A 17846-nucleotide genomic window follows, 5' to 3' on the forward strand; every position below is an offset into this window, starting at 1 on the left:
TACGATATGATCGCAAGCTTCAAGGCAAGTCAATTCAATATTCTGGATTTCAGTAATAAGAGAGGATGTTAAGAGTGGGAATCTTACCGGCAATTCTATGGATGTCAACGCATTGACTTCAAAAATCGTTTTGAGATGAGCTTGATTGATCATTCCCAATCCGCTCCAGATATCACGAAACTGTCCAATTCCTTTTTGATTGGAAAGTGCCGTACAATTGTAGACTTTTTCAGAAAAAAGCTGGGCTCTTTCCAGATAATTTTGAGATTCGTCTTCATAGAAAAAAGGATAGATTTCTACATTTTCCGCAAGCTTGGGATCTAGGGCAGAATTACCTTTCAGACAGTACACATCTACTTTATCCGCAATTTCGGATAGAGCCTGCAAACTATGGCTGATGTGTGTAGACGCACCTTTGCTGGTGGGGAAAGCATCAAAACTGGCGTAGTAGGATTTCATTCTTCGAAGTTAGAAATTAACTTTCGTTACCTCGCGCTCACTCGCATTTTGAATTTCAAAAAATTCCGCTTTCTCAAATTTAAAAGCGTTGGCGATTACGTTGGAAGGGAAGACATCAATAGCAACATTATTCTCCTTTACCGTGCCGTTGTAGTATCTTCTCGCCATCTCGATATCATCTTCAAGGGCGTTCAAATCCTCCTGGAGAGAGATGAAATTACTGTTGGCTTTCAGGTCCGGATAGTTTTCTGCCACCGCAAATAGGTTTATCATTGCATTTTGCATAGTAGATTCCGCTGCGCCCAGTTCTTTTGCAGACTGCGCTTTGCCGGAAAGATTTCTGGCTTCTACTACATTTTGCAAAACCGACGATTCGTGTGATGCATAACCTTTTACTGTTTCTACAAGATTGGGAATCAGGTCATTCCTCTTTTTCAGAAACACGTCTATCGAGCTCCACCCTTCCTGCACGTTGACCTTTTTACTTACCAATCCGTTGTAAACCGAGATCGCCCAAATAATAGTAATAGCCAAAATAGCAACGATAATTCCGACTGTAATCATTATTTATTTTTTTTTACAAGTTAAAAAAAATACCAAAAGGAAAGGGAAAAATGTTGGAAAATTCTTTCAACCTATAAGATTTTATCAGGATTCTGACATTGAGCTATTATTTAGAGGCAATTAGTTTCAACTTCTTTTCACCATTCCAACCCGCTATCCAATTTGATTCCCGAAACTTCGGGAGATGCCGTTCCTGTCAATAGAATTCCATCGGCCCAACTTTGCAAAAAATCCAAAATTTGTTATTCAATCTTAATCTTGTTGTTTCAAATTTCCAACCATTTTTTTTAAATGATCTTTATTCAAGAAATATTTGTCCAATATTCAAATCTGTTGCACTGAACACTTATGTAATATGTCTAACTGCTAAACATACAAATGGTAAAAACATTTTTTCTTGGTTATTAATTTCAGTTACGGTTTCGTGCCTTTTGTGAAACTATCTGCTTTAGCTATTCTTTTTTTGTATCGTTATTTCAGGACTAGACATTTTAAGCATTAAAAACAATCGAAGCTGACCTAGTTGATCTTTAGTTTGCTTTGATTGTCTTTTACCTTCACACAAAGATTTTACGAAGAATATAATAGAATGTTTGGAGTTGCTAAGTGCTTTTTCTTTTAAGGTTGAAAGAAAAAACGATTTACTTATATTTGCCTCGTAAAGCAAATTTAAATGTTCAAAAAAGTAAGCACTGTATTTATTCTTGGCTTTTATACGGTTTTTTGTTCGGCCCAGCAGGTCCGGCCCTCCAAATCATCTGAAATTTACCGCGAACTCAAAACCCTTAAACAACTGCCTAAAGTTCTATACCTTGCGGCTCATCCTGATGATGAAAATACAGGATTGCTCTCTTGGTTAATCAACGACCAAAATGTAGAAACGGGCTATTTGTCTTTAACCAGAGGCGATGGTGGTCAGAATTTATTAGGCACAGAACAAGGTGCTGCATTGGGTTTAATCAGGACGCATGAGCTTTTAGAGGCAAGAAAATTAGACGGCGCCCAGCAGTTTTTTACCCGTGCGATTGATTTCGGGTTCTCTAAAAATACGACCGATACCTTTAAACAATGGGATGCAGACAGCATTACAGCTGATGTAGTTTGGGTCATCCGTAAATTCCGTCCTGATATTATCATTTGTCGTTTTCCTCCTACTGCTGCGGCAGGACACGGACAACATGCGGCTTCGGCTGTGGTTGCAGAAAAAGCTTTTAAGCTGGCAGGCGATAAAAATGCTTTTCCAGATCAACTAAAATATGTCAATGTATGGCAGCCAAAACGTGTATTGTGGAATACTTTCCGATTTGGTGCGGTCAATACGACAGCTGAAAATCAACTGAAAGTTACCGTTGGGCAATATGATGCGCAGTTGGGAATGGGTTATGGTGAACTGGCAGGATTAAGCAGAAGTTTACATAAAAGCCAGGGTGCGGGAACACAGTCTGTAGCCGGGATCAGAACTGAATATTTTAGCCACGTTCTTGGCGAGCCTGCAAAATCAACACTTTTTGATGGAGTAGCTAAAACCTGGACAAAAGAAGGAAATCCTGATATCGACCAATCTTTAGATAAAATTATTTCCTCTTTTAATTTTAATCAACCTGATCTCAGTTTGCCGGCTTTGCTTGTTTTGAGAAAAAATGTGATGGCATTAAAAGATTCAGACCTAAAAAAGGATAAAATTACAGCACTCGATAATATTATTTTAAGCTGTGCCGGGTTTATGGGTGAGATAGTGACCAATCAGGCTGAAGCTGTTGCCGGGGACAATTACAATTTCAGGTTAAATCTGATTTCAAGAGCTGAAAATCCTGTCGTTTTAGAGAATGTTAAATGGTTAACTCAATCAGAAAGCTTCAACAGAAAACTATCAAATGATTCTTTAATTACCATTCAGCATGACATTCAGATTCCTGCTGATGCAGCGCTTACAGAACCTTACTGGTTGGCAAAATCTCCCACGAATTCGGCAACTTTCTCTGTTCCGAATGATACTTTAATCGGTTTGCCTGAGGCAGAATCACCACTGAATGTTTTGCTTAGTTTAAAAATCGGTTCGGAAAAGTTTCAGGTTAAACTTCCTTTATCTTTCAAGAAATTAGATCCGGTACATGGTGATGTGGTCGAAGCTTTGCGCATTGTTCCTGCATTGGAATTGAAATTTACACAACCGCTTTATTTGGTCAAAGAAAATGAAGATTTACATTTGAGTTTAAATGTTAAGGTTAATTCCGGCAAAAAATTCACTAATAGTAAAATAAACCTGATGTATAACGGAGAACAATTAGGCAGTACTGATGTAAATTCGATCACAGGGAAAGATTTTACCATAGATTACGTTATTCCAAAAACTAAGCTTGCCTCAATCAATTCGAGTCGTTTGCAATTGGATGCAAATTATGTTGCAGATGGAGTAACTTACAATAAAAATAAGGTATTAATTCAGTACCCACATTTACCGTCCTTACAATATTTTGCGCCTGCAAGTGTAATTGTAATGAAGGGCGATATTCAGGCGAAGGTTAAAAAAGTGGGATATATACAAGGAGCGGGCGATTTTATTCCTGAATTTTTACGCATTGCAGGTATTCAGGTAGATGTCTTGAAAGACGAAGATTTTTATGGCAACTTAGATGAATCCGGCGGAAGCGGTAGCCAAAACAAGCTGTTGCAATATGATGCCATCGTATTTGGTATTCGTGCAAATAACACTGAGAAAAAGTTGGGTCGCTGGATGCCTTTTTTATGGTCTTATGTAAAAGCTGGTGGTAATTTGGTGATGCAGTATAACACCAATCAGGATACAACTGTTAACCAATTGGGGATGTACAATTTCAGCATTGCCAATAAACGCGTTACCGAAGAAAATGCTGAGGTTACGTTTTTAAATCCAAATCATAAACTACTGAATTTTCCGAACAAAATTACTACGGATGATTTTAAAGATTGGGTTCAGGAGCGGGGTGCCTATTTCCCTGATCAATGGGACGCAGCGTACGAACCGCTTTTTGAAATGCACGATACAGGTGAAGAGCCTCTGCAGGGATCAACTTTATATGCCAAATACGGGAAGGGTAATTTCATTTATACTCCGTTGTCATTTTTCAGACAGTTGCCTGCAGGAAATGTTGGCGCGGCACGTTTATTTTTAAACTTTTTATCTGCACAGAAAAACTGATGAACAATCAATTTAAAAACTGGAATACCTGGTACATATTATTGGCGATTGCATTGGTCGTACAGATCGCATTTTATTATTTGTTTACTAAATTCTGGGCATGAGCAATATAGATTGGACAGTTCTTATTTTTACACTGGTTGCAGTGGTTGTTTATGGCGTATTCATCGGTCGTGGCCAAAAAAGCAACGAATCATATCTGAAAGCAGATAATAAAATGCCCTGGTATATTGTGCTTATAGGTATTATGGCTACGCAGGCAAGTGCTATTACATTTCTTTCAGCACCGGGCCAGGCTTATACAGACGGTATGCGTTTCGTTCAGTATTACTTTGGTTTGCCTTTGGCGATGATTGTTATCTGTATCACTTTCATCCCGATTTTTCAACGCTTAAATGTTTATACAGCCTACGAATATTTGGAAAACCGTTTTGATAAAAAAACAAGGGTGCTCACTTCAATGCTTTTTCTTTTTTCCAGAGGCTTATCAACAGGAATCAGCATTTACGCTCCGAGTATCATCTTGTCAAGCGTTTTAAACTGGAATATTTACTTAACCAATGTTTTAACAGGTGGAATTCTGATGATTTATACTTATGTTGGTGGTGCAAAAGCGATCGCTCACACCCAAAAACTACAGTTTCTTATTATTCTAGGAACAATGGCTTTTGCAGGTTATCTGCTTATCCAGAATATGCCGAATGGAATTGGTTTTAAGGATGCGCTTTATCTGGCCGGAAAATCCGGAAAGCTCAATGTCATCACGACAGAATTCGATTGGAAAGATAAATATAATATCTGGAGCGGGCTCATTGGCGGTTTTTTTCTGGCACTTTCTTACTTCGGGACTGACCAGAGCCAGGTAGGAAGGTATATTACAGCGAAAGACAATACCAATGCAAAAATGGGCTTGCTGTTGAACGGATTGGTTAAAATTCCGATGCAGTTTGCTATTCTCCTGATCGGTGCTTTGCTTTTTGCTTTCTTTTCTCTAAAACCGGCTCCGATTTATTTTAACGAACGTTCTTATCAACATTTAAAGGAAACACAACCTGAACAGGCTGCGGTATTTGAAAAAGAGCATCAGAATCTGCAAATAAAATTTAACGCAGAATCGAAAGAAATTCTACAATTGAAAGAAACTCAATCTCCTCAACTTAACAAAACAATTCAGGATTTTAAAAATACACAAACTCAGGTGAAAGCACTTCACGGCAGGGTAGAGGAAGCCATCAATAATTCAAAATACAATGCAGAGAAAACGGATACCAATTATATTTTCCTGTATTTCGTAAAAAACACCTTGCCTGTAGGGATGATCGGTTTACTGTTTGCCGTCATTTTTCTGGCCAGCTGGGGTTCAATTTCCGCAGCGCTGAATTCCCTTGCCGCCTGCTCATTAAAGGATGTTCATTTGATATTTAAAAAGGAAATTCCTGATGACGCAACCGAATTGAAGTATAGTCGCTTACACACTTTAGCCTGGGGTATTTTCTCAATCGGCGTAGCGATGTTTGCAACCCAGATGGGTTCCCTAATCGAAGCGGTCAATGTATTAGGTTCTCTTTTCTACGGTCCCATATTGGGAATTTTTCTTGTCGCTTTTTACTATAAAAAAATTACCGGTTCAAATGTATTTGTTTCGGCAATTTTATCAGAAATTATGGTGATTGCCATTTACAATTTCGATATCGTTTCTTTTCTTTGGCTCAACGTAATTGGGGCAGCAGCAGTCATTATATTTTCTGCAATCGGGTTATTGTTTTATAAGCAGAAAGCAGTAAATTCGTAAACTAACAAAGTAAACATACAAACAAAAATATTATGAAAACTATCATTAAATCTGCTGTCGTCCTTGTTGCGACAATGACAATCTCCATGAATGCATTTGCACAGGACACTAAAAAACCTGCCAGCCCTCCGGCTACTGCTACAGGAAAAATTAAAGATGCAACCATTACCATAGCCTATAGCAGTCCTTCTGTAAAAGGACGTACCATCTGGGGTGGTTTAGAAGCTTATGATAAAGTTTGGCGTGCAGGTGCCAATGAAGCAACTACTTTCGAAACAGATAAAAACATTACCGTTCAGGGTAAACCGCTGCCTGCAGGTAAATACAGCTTTTTCTTAATCCCTAAAGAGTCCGGAACATGGACTGCGATTTTTAACAAGGAGCCAAAACAATGGGGCGCTTATAAATACGAAGAATCTAAGGATGCTTTACGTGTTGATGTTAAAACAAAACCTTTACAGGCAACACAGGAAACTTTAGTTTATAAAGTGAACAGTAACGGATTCACAATGGATTGGGATAAAATCTCAGTTCCTGTAGAGATCAAATAAATTTGAATATTCAGAAATTAAAATCCCGTTCATCCGGGATTTTTTTTGTTTAAAATTACAGTTTTCATTGTTAGCAAATGTGTGGAGTTGCTAACTTTGTTAGGACACAATTCTTATACTTTTTAACTTTAAGAGTATATAAATTTTGTCTCAAAAATAGTTGCAAGTGATCATCAGCAGAGATAAAGCTTCTCTGTTACATAATGGATAGAATAATAAAAAATTAAAATGAAAAACTACTTTTTTTGGTATGTGCCATTATTTTTGAAAGTTTAGGAACTTCTTTTCTAAAAGCGTCAGAAGGTTTTACCAAGCCTTTGCAAACTTTTGTTTTCGTTGTGGCAATGACCACATCCTTTTATATGCTTACACTCGCCATTCGAACCATTCCGATTGGTATAGCGTATGCCATTTGGTCTGCAGTAGGTATTGTTGTGATTTCTATAGTCGGATATTTTCTTTACAAACAAAATTTAGACCTTCCTGCAATCATTGGAATTGGGCTTATTATTGTTGGCGTTATTGTTATTAACGTTTTTTCGAAATCAGCTTCATATTAGAACGTTCTAATGTGTTTTTTGAAAATCAATTTATAGCTTTAAAAATTTAATGTCATCTTAAACCCAAGTTATTCATAAAATTGGACGTATTGCAATGTTCCAGATTAAGTGTCTGATTGAGTAAAAGCTCCATTTCCGAAAAATTATTTATAAGCGATTTAATTCCAGCTTGTAAAACTTCCACATTTGTATTAAAAGAACCTGGCATCCAAAATTTACATTTATAAGTGTTCAAATAATCTAAGCTGATTTCTGAAATAGCTAGCAGTTGTTATGGCAGAGTATGATGCTAACATCATCGCACTCCATCTAATAATATAAAAAAGACGGAATCTGATGTTGCAACTCTTTTTATCTAGGATTGCAAGTTTACTGCTTTCGTAAGCCATTGCTTTTCATCTTGCTTAAGAATTCAGGAGTGACACCTATATAACCGGCGATGTATTTTTGTGGCAATTTACGCATCAGGTCGGGATATTTGTTAGAGAATTTCCAATATCGTTCTTCTGCACTGAGGCTGAGAATTTCCAGCGTGCGTGCCTGAAAATCTATTATTGAACGTTCAGCCAAAATCCGGAAGTACCTTTCGAAGACTGCACCTGACAACAACAACTTTTCTTTAGTTTCCTTGGTGAAAAATAAAATTTCGGTATCAAATATGGCCTGGATGTTCAGCTCGCTTGGTTTGTCATTGTAGAAGTTCTGCAAACTTCCTGTCCACCAGCCAGGCGTTGAAAATCCAAGAATGTGCTCTATCCCTCGGTTGTCTGTTATATATGTCCTAAGGCACCCGCTCAATATAAAGGAACTCATGGCTGCAACTCCACCTTCATGAATAAGATATTGATTTTTTTTAATTTGCTTGTACTCAACCAGGGAATTTAGTGTCAAGATTTCATCATCGCTCAAACTCACATAGGATTTGATATGGTTTTCGAGTGAGGAAGTGTCATATTTTGGACCTGTCATCTGATTCATTTTGGTCATTTCTTAATCTAGGTTAAGTCAATTTAATAAGGTACATTATTTCGCTTAGGCCTGCGAAGTTCTAATTTTGACTTATTAAATAACTAGAATTTTAAATAACTAATTTATGAAAAAATTAATGAATTCATCAGTTCTAAAGGCACTATCGATTATGTTCGTTTTAGGCCTGAATTTTACAGCAGCAAACGCACAGCAGAAAAAAACTACACTGATCAATCCGGATGATGCTGTTTTCTTATTTGTCGACCATCAGAGTGGTTTGGTGCAGACCGTTCACAGTATGCCGGTTGGTGATTTAAGAAGAAATCTTACCGCTCTTGCAAAAGCATCCCAATTGTTGCATATTCCTGCGATTTATACTGCATCCGTTCCGACAGGACCAAACGGCCCTACACTGCCTGAGGTAAAAGACAATGCCCCAAGTGCAAAGTATGTTATCCGCCAGGGAGAAATTAATGCCTGGGATAGCAAAGAATTTGTTAATGCGGTTAAAGCTACCGGTAAGAAGACCCTTATTATTTCCGGTATGTGGACCAGCGTATGTGTGGTGTATCCTGCCTTGTCTGCCCTTGGAGAAGGCTATACTGTATATGCAGTTGCTGATGCCAGCGGAGATATCACGCCTGAAGCACATAATCTGGCTATGCTACGCCTGACCCAGGCAGGCGCTATTCCGGTAACTGCCGGTGCGGTGCTTCCTGAATTGATGAAAGACTGGAGAAGAAAAGAGGCCGGAGATTTTGCCAAAATACTGGCAGAAATGGTACCTAATTTCCAAGCTGTTATCGAACAATACAATAAAGCCCAGGAAGTTGCAAAATCAGAAAAATAAATAAGTGGCCCTGTATTCTAATGATGCATTAAATACCAAGCCAATAAGAAAAGGTTGTTCCTCAAAAAGCAACCTTTTTTTAACCTCTATTGTAATTATAATACGGCTTAAGTCCAATACCAATTTTATATTAAAAAGACATAAATATGATACAATTATTAAAGAAAGAAGACCAGTTTAACAGAACCATATTCAATGGTAATTTTATTGCAAACAAACCAGCAGCTAGTGGAACAAAAGATAATGTCAAACCTTATTCCAGTCTATTTTACTGGAGTCACGCACGAGCAATTGACCAATGTGAGTTTGGATTGCATCCGCACGAAGGGTTTGAAATAATGACTTTATTTAGAAGGAAATGTAGCACATTACGACACGATGGCTCCGTAACTGACAAAATATCATTCATATTATCCAAACTAAAGAGACTGTCTCAAAAGTATCTCCTCTCTCGGACTCCTGTCTGACAATTTTTGCTATTTAGGAGATTCTAAGAGTAGTATTTTACCTTTTGAGACAGCCTCTTTAATTTTTCAATTTTAAAATTTAATTTTCCTTCTTTTTATATTCTTCAATTTTTTTAAACTGATGATAAGATTCTTTCAGGCTGTGCAATTGTTCCGAAACAATTTTTTCACTTTTTTCGCAAAGATCTCCGCTGTCAAAGGCCTTTTGATAAGCTTCTATCGCTGCTCTTTCCCCAAATACCACATTTCCCAGCGTAGATTCTTCAATATTTCCTATAGTAAATGAATTTTTAATATCAATCCATGTTCTGTGGGCTCCTGCCACGAAGTGGAATCGTCAGGAGTTCCGTTCTTTTCAGTAATTAGATTGATCAGTTCATTTTTCATAACTTTTGATTGAGAGATCATCCGGTCATATTCATCTTTTATATCAGGATACATTTCGGCGAAAAGGAGATTGTCTTTTAAAATCAACGAGATACGATTAAGATTAGCTAAATGTTTTTTAGAGTTTGAAGATTGCTTTATTATTGACAATATGCCCTTGGAAATCTGCAAAATCTCCCGAAGCCATCGGTCTAAAATTTGTAAAGGGGGCAGCTTACAGCTCTCCAGATAAGGGATATTGTGCATCACAACAAATATCTTCTATGGTGTTATGTATCTGGAGGATAAATTAGATGAAGAGGATTTAGAAGAATTAAATTAAAGTATAAAGGAGAAATTGAAAATTTTACTTTTAAATTGAATTCATTAAAAAATTCAGAACACACAATTTTATTGTAGGCTAAACTTTTTGTAATGTTATTTTAAGCGTTTGAAACAATCAAAGTTGACATAGTTGGACTTTAGTTTACTCCGATTGTCTTTACATCGAAACTGCTGTTATATGCTGTTTTTTTAGTTTATATTGATGTCGTCATACAAGTTATCAACTACTTTTTCTAAAATTTCTCCTGTTTCATTAAAGCTGGTATTTGTCAATATGGATATCCCTATATTTTGTTTAGGATAAATCACAAACCAATTCTGCATTCCGTATATACCTCCGTGATGTCTATAAATTAATTGATTATCATTTTCTATGATGTACCAATGATAGCCTTCCCAAAAATCAGCACCTTCTTTATATAATTTTTTATGAGATTCGTTTACAATAGGATTCAAGTTGTCTAGTTGCAATTTCATATATTTCACTAAATCAGTAGTCGTAGAGTGCAATCCTGAAATTCCGCCCCATAAAGTTCTGTTGAAATTAGGCATTAACTCGTTTTTATCGTTATAACCTTTTACCAATCTTGTTCTATCATTTTCATTGAGTGTAAACTTGGTTTGGTGCATTTTATTTGGTTTCAAAACAAATTCAATGACCAATTCGTCAAAAGGTTTTTGATACACTTTTTCAAGTATATAAGCTGTCAACTCTGGAGCTGTGTTTGAATAGAAATATATTTCTCCAGGTTTCGTTTCAATTTTGATGAGTTTTAATCCTTCAAAAAAAGCCTTTTTATTTTCGCTTTTTATAGGCAAATTAGGAAATCCACTGGTATGGGTGATGAGGTGTTTGATTTTTATAGGTTCACCTTTGAATTCTAAATTGGTATAAGGTTCGTCAAGATAGATTCTAATATCATCATCTAAATTTATTTTTTTATCAAGTACGGCTTTAGCGGCTACATAACCTGTAAAAGTTTTAGTTACAGAAGCTAATTCATAAAGTGTAGAATCGTTGGGTTTGTTTCCTTTTCCGATGGTTAATTCTCCAAAATGTTTTATGGTGGCTTCTCCATCTTTAAACACTGCAACGGAAACAGAATGAAATCTTTTGTCCTCTAATAACTGAAGAGCATTTTTTGTAATCGCATTTTCAACATTTTGTTTATTGATTGAATGAGCACTTTTACACCCAAGTAAGGCAAAAAATAAAATAAAGGTTACATATTTTATTGTCATCATTTATAGTTTCTAAGTTTTAAATTAACATTCATAATCTGATGCAAATATGCTGTAGAGAATTTTGAAAAAAGTCCGCGTAAAAAAAGTCGGACTCATTTTAATGAATAAAATGAGTCCGATTATTTACAAATCAAAGTTCGGATTTTTACAATTGATTAATTATCAACTGTTTCTAAATGCTGTTGGCGTTTGATTGGTGTATTTTTTAAATGAAGTATGAAAAGAAGATTTTGAATTGAAACCTACTTCATATAAGATTTCTAAAACTGTTACCTCTTTTTTTGTGGGATCTTTCAGAATGGTCATTGCTTTTTTAACGCGGTATTCATTCACAAAATCAAAAAAATGCTGATTGAGGTGATGGTTAATTAAAACAGACAACTCACGAACGGGAATTTTCACCTGATGCGCCAATTGCTGAATGGTTAAGGAGGGGTCTAAAAAAGGTTCTTTTTCAACCATGAAATTTTTAAGCTGTGCGATCTGAAAACTTTTTGTTTCGTCGGTCTTATTTTCAGCTTCAAGAGTTTCAGTAAAATCTTTTGTTGGCTGTAAGGTAGAATCAATTCTGCGAAAAAGCTCAGGATAATTTAATGCCTTTAATATAAACCAGCAGGCAGCCAATAAAAACACCGTTCCCGCAACAATATTCAACCAGATAAATAGATCTCTATGTTCTGTGTATCTTACTATGTTTTTAAAAATAATACATAAATGAATGACTAAGAAAATCACTGTAAGCTGATACAGCCATTTGTACAACAAGGTGTTTGGATTCGTATAGTTTTCCAGATAAATTTTCCTGTATTTTTTAAGGATAAGAAATACGCCAACGATATAAAAGAAATACTGCAGTTCTCCGATGAGTTGATAAAAAAACATTTCAGGGGAGTGCCAGATACCTTTAAAAAAATCTTCTTTTGTAGCACCTTCTGCAAGATAAAGTCTTGGAACCAAAATTAAATTGGCAACAATGAAAGGAACAAGATGCAGTAAATGCTTTCTTTTTAAGGTAAAATCAGAATAACAAACGGCATTAACGTAAAGATAAAAAAGAGGCATTACCAATAAGTAAGCAGATATTTTGAAAGTTTTCAAGTTGTAACTATCAGTAAAATGATGCATGAAAAGTCCGCTGATATCAATTGCATTAATAATAAGGAACGCTGCAAACAATCTGTTTTCTAGTTTTCTTTCTGTCTTTACCATTAACAAAAATACAGCAAGTAACAGCGATATAAAAGCGGCAATTGCTTTTTTAATAGGATTTAAGTAATAAAAATAGGATTGTTAATAATCATTTTTCAAATATTGTATTTTGATTATGTTTTCATCACTTAAAAACAATTATTTCATTAAATAAAAATGGCGCCAACTGTCTTTAGTTGGCGCCATTGGCAAATTTGTGACCTCGACAGGATTCAAACCTGTAACCTTCTGAGCCGTAATCAGATGCGCTATTCAGTTGCGCCACGAGGCCGTTGTTTCCTTGTTGTTTTAAGGTTTGCAAATATAGCACTTTTTTCCGTTCTTTGAAAGATGAAACAGACAATTTTACTTTTATTTACAGTTATAGCGCTAATATCCTGTAAAAGAGAACAAAAAAATTCGTCCTCAGACTGGACTCATCTATCAAACCGCACCCAGTTTAAAGAACATGATGGTATCCTGGAAATCAAATCGGGAAATTTTACCTATAATTTTAAATCCGGTCAGACTCCGTTTAAGAAAATTATTCTTTTAAATGCAAGTATGGCAGGATATATTTCTGAGTTGGGAGCCGAAAATCTTATTGTTGGAGTTTCAAGTCCGGAATATATTTACTCGGATAAAATTCAAAACCTTTTAAAGTCCGGGAAAATCCAGAATGTAGGAAGCGAGCAGAAATATGATGTAGAAAAGATCATTTCCATGAAACCGGATGCTGTTTTTACCAATTATATTGCAAGTTTCGACAATGCTTACCAGCTCCTGAAAAACAACGGAATCCAGGTGGTTTTCCTGGATGAGTATATGGAACAGCTTCCGCTGGAAAAAACAGCGTATATAAAGCTCTTTGGGGAATTCCTCGGAAAAGAAAAAGAAGCAGAGGCCAAATACGAAGAAGTTGAGAAAAATTATAATCAGCTGAAGCAGCTGGCATTAAAAGCAAAAGACAAACCTGTAGTATTGGCCAACGAAATGTACGGAGATGTATGGTATCTGCCGGGTGGAAAAACATCAGTGGCAAATTATATTACAGATGCCAACGCTTCCTACATTATGAAAGACAATAAGGAAGAAAAATCCCTGACCATGAGTTTTGAAGAAGTCTATGCCAAGTCAGCAGGCGTACAGTACTGGGTGAATGCAGGAAACCATGTTTCAAAAAAAGAAATGCTGGTTACAAATCCTTTCTACGCAAAACTGGATGTATTCAATAAAGGGAAAATTTATACAGTGGCAGGAAAAGAAAAACAGAAAGCCAATGACTTTTTCGAAAGTGGTGCCGTACGGGCCGATCTTGTCCTGAAAGATTACATCAGGATCTTCCATCCCGAACTTCTTCCGGAATATCAGCTTACCTACATGAAAGAGCTTCAATAACTCAGACGAATTGTTTATTTTTGCAATTCCTTTTTACAATAAATTATGTGGAAAAAAATTAAACAGCTTATTTTCATCGTTCTTGTTCTGAATGTGGTATTCATTATCTGGGGCCGGTTTTTCAATCCGCCTATTACCATCACGCAGATTGGAGGTCTTTTTGAATTCGGAAAGCTGCACAGGGATTATATTTCCTACGACGAAATGGGAAATAATGTCAAAAAAGCAGTGATAGCATCTGAAGACCAGAAATTCTTTGACCACAACGGGTTTGATTATACTGCGATTGAGAAGGCGATGAAGAATAATGAGAAAGGAAAGAAGATCCGCGGTGGAAGCACCATTTCCCAGCAGACAGCAAAAAATGTCTTTCTGTGGCAGGGAAGAAGCTGGTTCAGAAAAGGACTGGAAGCGATGTATACCTTCATTATTGAGAAGGTCTGGAGCAAAGATATTATTCTGGAAAGATATCTCAATTCTATTGAAATGGGGCAGGGCGTATTCGGTGTGGAGGCTGCTGCCCAGTATTATTTTGGAAAACCGTCTAAGGATTTAAGTGCCTCGGATGCAGCATGGATTGCTGCCGTACTGCCTAATCCCAAGAAATATGATCCTAAAAATCCATCTCCTTATTTAAGAAAGAAACACAATTGGATCATGAGACAGATGAGGAATGTGAGTTTGAAATAGTATCTTTGTCCCAATGAAATTTTTTAATTCCAGCACAAATTTTGAATCAGTTCTTAAAAAATATTTTTCTTTTAAGAATGAGACTATTTCTTTAGAGCCCTTTGCCGAGTTTTTAGAAGGCGTTAAAAGGGCGGATTTTACAACTGTTCTTAATTTTCTGAGAAATAATCCTGTTTTTGCCGGGAATTTTAAAAATTATATTCATCATATTTTCAAAGAAAGACCTTTCAACCTTTCCCTTACCGAAGCCAATATTCTTTCGGAAAATGCTTTCTTTCCGGAGCTTAAAAAAAGAATTCTGAACAAAGTGCTGCCGCCTGTAGAACATGAAAAAACAGTGTGGTACATGATTGATAATGTCAGCTTAAGACCTAAGACTGATCTGAAATACCTCCAAAATCTCCCTGAAAATGAATTTGATGAATTTTTAGACCTTATCGGAGCTTCAGATTTTATCATCATGCCCAATGTTAAAAAAGAACTTATCTTCTCTATGAGCATCCTTTCCTGGAGGGTTACCGGGATGGCGATGGAAGTAGAGGTTGTAAGAATGGCTCCTCAGTACAGAAATCTGGACAATCCGTTTCTGGCCCTTCAGAACGAGCTGGAAGCACTTACAGAAGACCTGAAAAACGATCCAGGGCTGCAGCTTCACTCCAAAGACAGCCGTTACAAGCAGATCAAAATTTATACAGAGCATTGTCAGGAATTTGTCAATATTGCTTTTAAAAACTCGGCTAAATACGGAATCTCCGGAAAAATTAACCAGTCGCTGCTTAAGATCCGTCAGCAGACCGAAAGAATCTATGAAATCGTACAGCTTTTGGTGATTGATAACGAGCAGGATATTACCATAAAATCTAAACAGCTGATTTTTAATATACTCAGTTATAAATCCCATAAAAATAATATCGCAGACCTGATCAACGACAGTACACGTCTGATCTCGCACCTGATTACCAACCACACCGCAGAAACCGGCACCCATTACATCACCTCTACCCGGAAGGAATATATGACGATGTTCTACAAAGCCAGCGGCGGGGGAATTATTGTAGGGGCACTCTGCGTTCTGAAAATGCTTTACGGATACATTCCCGGAAGTGATTTTTCACATGCATTTTTATACTCAATGAACTATGCAATGGGGTTCATTATGATCTATCTGATGGGCTTTACACTGGCCACCAAGCAGCCTGCAATGACGGCGGCTACTATGACCAAGGTCCTGTCGGAGGAAGGAAACGGAAAGCGGAATAATACCGAATTTGCCCATCTCGTATCAAAGCTTTTCAGAAGTCAGTTCATAGCATTTGTAGGGAATGTACTCCTTTCATTTCCGATTGCGCTGGCGATCATTTATGGGCTGGATGTGTTTTTCTCCCAGAATCTGGCTGTGGAAAGATCAGATAAATTATTGAAAGACCTTGATCCGTTTAAGTCGAAAGCGATACTGCACGCAAGTATTGCAGGATTTTACCTGTTTATTTCAGGGATTATTTCAGGAAATATAGGGAACAACTCTGTATTTTATCAGATTCCGGAAAGGATTGCAAAAAACCTTTCTATCAGAAGCTTTTTAGGTAAAAAAACGGCGAAAAGTTTGTCTAAATATTATGCCAAGAATTGGCCGGGAATTGTTTCCAATTTCTGGTTTGGGGTATTTTTGGGGGCAACAGCTCCTGTAGGTTTATTTTTCGGTCTGGACCTTGATATCAGGCACATCACCTTTGCTGCCGGGAACTTGGCTTTAGGACTTTACGGAAAAGATTTTTCAGTGGATTCCTATACCTTCTGGATATCTTTCTTCACCGTTTTTCTGATAGGCTTCTTCAACTTCCTGGTAAGTTTCAGTCTATCTATGTTTTTGGCGTTCAGATCAAGAAAAATGAACTTTGGCCAGGTAAGCGGAATTTACAGGGAGATTTTCAGATATTTTGTAAAGCATCCGTTTAAATTTTTCTTCCCGCTGCGTTCAGGGCTGGATAAAAGGGCGGATGATCTGATGAGCAATACGATCACGAATAAATCTGAGGATTGATAGCTTAATATTCAAAAAACGCTCCGGGAAAGAAGCGTTTTTATTTTTTTAAGATATGCCAGATTGTTTAAGAGATCATAAATCAAAATGGCTGCAGGGTTGTTTTATTATATACAGGGCTCCATTATTGGGCATTTAGCCGGAAGTGTAGTGTAATATGTACATTCACCCGTTGCACAAATAGTTTGACAGCATATCATTGCTCCGGAACCCATAATTTGTCTTAAATTTTCTCTGCTTAGTTTTTTAATAGACTTTTTCATAGTAACGTGATTTTATTTTTTTTAGCTGTTAAATGTATAAATTTAATCTGAAAGTTTTTATAATATTTCATAAAGCTTTAATGATTTATACAATCTGGAAAATGAAGTATAAATAGGAATTTACACAATACGCAAATCATTAAATTGATCTTCTCCAAACTTATCCTGAAACTTCTTCAGGTAAAAAGTTTTACGCATTTGGAAATCATGCTTTAACAGCGGAGAATCAATCTTGATGATGATGCACTTGCCTTCAATATTAACACTTCTGATCTCATTAAAAAGGCTCTCGTCGAGATAGTCCTCAAGAAAATCTTTAATTTCAAAGGCAATCAGCTTATGTTCAAAACCATAGATTCTTGCAAAAGATTTTACAAGTTCCGATGACTGAAATTCACGTTTTTTATTCTTCTTCATAGGGGTGGTACGGGTTCCGGGTTATATAGTGTAGGTTTTTCGTTTCGAGTTGCTGGATGAGTTTGGAAGTGATTTCAAAATTTTATGATCATATTTCGGTTACTACTTCACGGTCCGTATATCAATCATATTTTCTTTTCGTTCCAGTTTTCTTTGGCCCATTTCTTATAATTGTTAATTTTTCCACCTAATACATTATACTCATTTCTTAATGTTTCGAATTCTAATGAAATATCAGGATACAGTGCCATAATTTTTTCCAAATGATTAATCGTTTCATCATTACTGGCATGACTGTAAATCAGAAAGCGGATATATTCATTTTTATAACATGATCTTCCATAACCTTCCACAATATTGGTGATAACGGAATCAGAAGATCTCCTTAATTGACTGCCTAACTCAAATAACTCATATTTTGGAAGGAGAAAAGTAGCCTTATGTGTTCTCAGAAATAATTCAAAAGCAGTTTTATAAATCTCTAAATTTCGATAGCTCATAAT

At 36.5% G+C, this 17846-nt stretch carries 16 protein-coding genes, 1 tRNA gene and 1 pseudogene; 9 read left to right on the top strand and 9 right to left on the bottom strand.

The annotated features are described in order from the left end of the window. Positions 1–459, bottom strand: a 459-nt coding sequence (locus tag IX38_RS13440; protein ID WP_034705844.1) for a hypothetical protein, incomplete at its 3' end; no start/stop codon positions are given. A gap of 9 nt (positions 460–468) precedes the next feature. After that, positions 469–1023, bottom strand: coding sequence for a LemA family protein (locus tag IX38_RS13445; protein WP_084680274.1), 555 nt, complete (start codon positions 1021–1023; stop codon positions 469–471). Between the two features lie 673 nt (positions 1024–1696). Here IX38_RS13445 and IX38_RS13455 point away from each other — a divergent pair. From IX38_RS13455 to IX38_RS13470, 4 genes are all read left to right on the top strand, one after another. Next, positions 1697–4201: a PIG-L family deacetylase gene (locus IX38_RS13455; RefSeq protein ID WP_034705846.1), complete on the top strand. Its 2505-nt coding sequence runs from the start codon at positions 1697–1699 to the stop codon at positions 4199–4201. 100 nt (positions 4202–4301) lie between these two features. Further along, positions 4302–5993, top strand: a complete 1692-nt coding sequence (locus IX38_RS13460; protein WP_034705848.1) for a sodium:solute symporter — start codon at positions 4302–4304, stop codon at positions 5991–5993. Positions 5994–6025: 32 nt separating this feature from the next. Next, on the top strand, positions 6026–6544 hold the full coding sequence (locus IX38_RS13465; RefSeq protein ID WP_034705850.1) for a DUF2911 domain-containing protein: 519 nt from the start codon (positions 6026–6028) through the stop codon (positions 6542–6544). A 245-nt stretch (positions 6545–6789) separates the two neighbouring features. Beyond that, positions 6790–7104, top strand: a complete 315-nt coding sequence (locus IX38_RS13470) for a DMT family transporter (RefSeq protein ID WP_034705851.1) — start codon at positions 6790–6792, stop codon at positions 7102–7104. Positions 7105–7473: 369 nt separating this feature from the next. Here the strand turns inward: IX38_RS13470 and IX38_RS13475 are convergent, their stop codons facing one another. Continuing rightward, positions 7474–8073: a Crp/Fnr family transcriptional regulator gene (locus IX38_RS13475; protein WP_034706037.1), complete on the bottom strand. Its 600-nt coding sequence runs from the start codon at positions 8071–8073 to the stop codon at positions 7474–7476. A 124-nt stretch (positions 8074–8197) separates the two neighbouring features. Here IX38_RS13475 and IX38_RS13480 point away from each other — a divergent pair, with 124 nt between their 5' ends. Further along, positions 8198–8923, top strand: coding sequence for a hydrolase (locus IX38_RS13480; protein WP_117585903.1), 726 nt, complete (start codon positions 8198–8200; stop codon positions 8921–8923). A 546-nt stretch (positions 8924–9469) separates the two neighbouring features. On the opposite strand, the gene IX38_RS22655 is transcribed toward IX38_RS13480, so the two are convergent. Next, the gene (locus IX38_RS22655) at positions 9470–9715 is read right to left on the bottom strand and encodes a ferritin family protein (RefSeq protein WP_051884736.1); all 246 of its coding nucleotides are present in this window, start codon (positions 9713–9715) and stop codon (positions 9470–9472) included. A gap of 144 nt (positions 9716–9859) precedes the next feature. On the opposite strand from IX38_RS22655, the pseudogene IX38_RS23475 reads away from it, so the two are divergent. Continuing rightward, positions 9860–10028: pseudogene (locus tag IX38_RS23475) on the top strand (IS982 family transposase); the annotation flags it as partial. A gap of 262 nt (positions 10029–10290) precedes the next feature. Here IX38_RS23475 and IX38_RS13495 read toward each other — a convergent pair. The 3 genes from IX38_RS13495 to IX38_RS13505 all read right to left on the bottom strand — a co-directional run bounded on the left by IX38_RS13495 (position 10291) and on the right by IX38_RS13505 (position 12826). Beyond that, positions 10291–11346 (bottom strand): serine hydrolase domain-containing protein, encoded by a 1056-nt coding sequence (locus IX38_RS13495; RefSeq protein WP_228377962.1) that lies wholly within the window; start codon positions 11344–11346, stop codon positions 10291–10293. A 162-nt stretch (positions 11347–11508) separates the two neighbouring features. Beyond that, positions 11509–12555, bottom strand: a complete 1047-nt coding sequence (locus tag IX38_RS13500; protein ID WP_084680275.1) for a helix-turn-helix domain-containing protein — start codon at positions 12553–12555, stop codon at positions 11509–11511. 197 nt (positions 12556–12752) lie between these two features. Beyond that, a tRNA-Arg gene (locus IX38_RS13505) sits at positions 12753–12826 on the bottom strand. Positions 12827–12885: 59 nt separating this feature from the next. On the opposite strand from IX38_RS13505, the gene IX38_RS13510 reads away from it, so the two are divergent. From IX38_RS13510 to IX38_RS13520, 3 genes are read left to right on the top strand one after another with little or no spacing between them, the layout of a single operon-like run. Next, positions 12886–13932, top strand: a complete 1047-nt coding sequence (locus IX38_RS13510) for an ABC transporter substrate-binding protein (RefSeq protein ID WP_034705859.1) — start codon at positions 12886–12888, stop codon at positions 13930–13932. A 45-nt stretch (positions 13933–13977) separates the two neighbouring features. Then, positions 13978–14622 (top strand): monofunctional biosynthetic peptidoglycan transglycosylase, encoded by a 645-nt coding sequence (mtgA, locus tag IX38_RS13515; RefSeq protein WP_034705860.1) that lies wholly within the window; start codon positions 13978–13980, stop codon positions 14620–14622. 13 nt (positions 14623–14635) lie between these two features. Continuing rightward, positions 14636–16663, top strand: coding sequence for a recombinase (locus IX38_RS13520; protein ID WP_034705862.1), 2028 nt, complete (start codon positions 14636–14638; stop codon positions 16661–16663). 383 nt (positions 16664–17046) lie between these two features. Here the strand turns inward: IX38_RS13520 and IX38_RS13525 are convergent, their stop codons facing one another. Further along, positions 17047–17343 carry a hypothetical protein gene (locus IX38_RS13525; RefSeq protein WP_034705865.1) on the bottom strand — a complete coding sequence of 99 codons (297 nt, stop codon included), beginning with the start codon at positions 17341–17343 and terminating at the stop codon, positions 17047–17049. 125 nt (positions 17344–17468) lie between these two features. Next, positions 17469–17843: a four helix bundle protein gene (locus IX38_RS13530; RefSeq protein ID WP_084680280.1), complete on the bottom strand. Its 375-nt coding sequence runs from the start codon at positions 17841–17843 to the stop codon at positions 17469–17471. Positions 17844–17846 lie beyond the last annotated feature (3 nt).

The organism is Chryseobacterium luteum (genome assembly GCF_000737785.1).
In the GTDB taxonomy this organism is placed as follows: Bacteria; Bacteroidota; Bacteroidia; order Flavobacteriales; family Weeksellaceae; genus Chryseobacterium; species Chryseobacterium luteum.